General features: G+C 65.8%; 1 protein-coding gene. It reads right to left on the reverse strand.

Going from position 1 to position 1,665, the window contains the following annotated elements; translation table 11 throughout:
• Positions 1 to 136 precede the first annotated feature (136 nt).
• Positions 137 to 1,543, reverse strand: a complete 1,407-nt coding sequence (locus ABW16_RS23600) for an IS1380 family transposase (protein WP_047321637.1) — start codon at positions 1,541 to 1,543, stop codon at positions 137 to 139.
• Positions 1,544 to 1,665: the final 122 nt, after the last annotated feature.

A 1,665-nucleotide genomic window follows, 5' to 3' on the forward strand; every position in this document is an offset into this window, starting at 1 on the left:
AGCCTCGATCCACCGATGAGCCGGGGCTGGCGGTCTGACCGGTTTTGATTTTGGTTTTCCGGTGGTGGGCGCAAGGTATCCGCTGGTCTGCCCAGCTTCCTTATGCGTTCTCCGGTTGGGGCCGTGTGGCCGGTGGTCAGGCGGGTGTGGCTTGCGGTGGTGGGTGCCATCCGATGATGTTGTGCCACAAGGTCTGCCATGCTCGTGCCCAGGGCCAGTGGCTGGGTAGGTGCAGGACGGGCCGGCGTTGCGGGCGGGCCAGTCGGGCGGGGATGTTGATGATCTTGCGGCGCACGGTGGCACCGCGGGCCACGGCGTGGGGGCTACCGGCCAGGGTGGCGGTGGCGCGCAGCAGGTTGTGGGCGATCGCCGCGCACAGGATCCAGGCGCCATTGGCTGCGAATCGGCCCGATGGCATGTGTGCCAGGGGTCCGTCGATGAGGTCGGAGAAGACGGTTTCGATGATGGCGTGGCGGCGGTGGGTGATGTCGGCGTCGGTGACCGGTTCGTCGGAGTCGGTGAAAAACGGGTGGTAACGCCAGATGGGGAATAGGGCGTCGGGGTAGCGGGCGTCTTTGACGCGACGCACGATCAACCGCGCGGTCACCGGGGTATCGGTGGAGGTGAACGCGGTGTAGCGGGTTTCGGCGACTTCGGCATCAGAGATCCAGGCTCCGGTGTCGGGGTCACGGACTGCTCCTGGGTAGCGCACCGGTGTCCACGCATCCTGGGGTATGGCTGCGATAGCGGCTGTGACGGTGGTGTTTTTGGTCAGCGCCAGTGAGAATCGGGCGCCGGCACGCCGGGCGGCGGTGGCCACCGTGGAGTTGCCGTAGGCCGAATCGCCGCGGACCAGGATCTGGCCGGTGATCCCGGCCGCACGCGCGGTGGCCACGGATTGGGTGATCGTGCTCGCTGCGCCCTTGCCGGAGCCGGTTTTGCCGGCGCGTAGCCGTATCCCGGCGATGACCGGGGCGGCGGTGTCGGTGCTGATCGTGGTCGCCAGCGGCGACAGTCCTTTGCGCAGGATCTGTTTACCGGCGATCTTGGAGTGTCCGTAGCTCGCGCCCTGTTTGGCATGCCCGTAGACCGGGCGCAGCAGCGAGTCGATGTCGACGAAAGCCCGGGTGCCGCCACCGGGCAGTAGGTCGACACGTTCGGCCAGTTGCGGCAGGTGGTTGCGCAGCACCGATTCGAGTTGCTTGGTGTGTCCGAAGGTGAACTCGCGCAGCAGGGTTCCGATCGTTGACGGTGCGTACACGCCACCGAACAGCATCTTCATGCCGCCGGTGCGGACGATATCGACGTCATCGATGCTGTCAGCCCCGGCGCACATCGCCGCGATCAGGGTGGCCAGCTTCGGTGCTGGGTTGGCCGCCCCGGACTTGATCCTCGGTGCAGCGATGCAGATCTTCTGCGCCAGTAGCTCGTTCAGGCCGGTCTGGGCCGCCAGCGTCATCACCGGGACCAGGCCGGCACACGACACGAGGTGCTCATCGTCGAACAGCGCAGACCCGGGCGCGAACCTGTGGGAGACTTTCACCGAAAGTGCCTTTCCGATCTGCGGCGATTGTTTGTGTGAGAACTTCAATCATCCCAGCTCAGAAGGCACTTTTCTTATACCGACACCCGCGCCACCATCAGTTCAGTCGGTGGATCGAGGCT

The organism is Mycolicibacter heraklionensis, assembly GCF_001021505.1.
Lineage (GTDB): Bacteria > Actinomycetota > Actinomycetes > Mycobacteriales > Mycobacteriaceae > Mycobacterium > Mycobacterium heraklionense.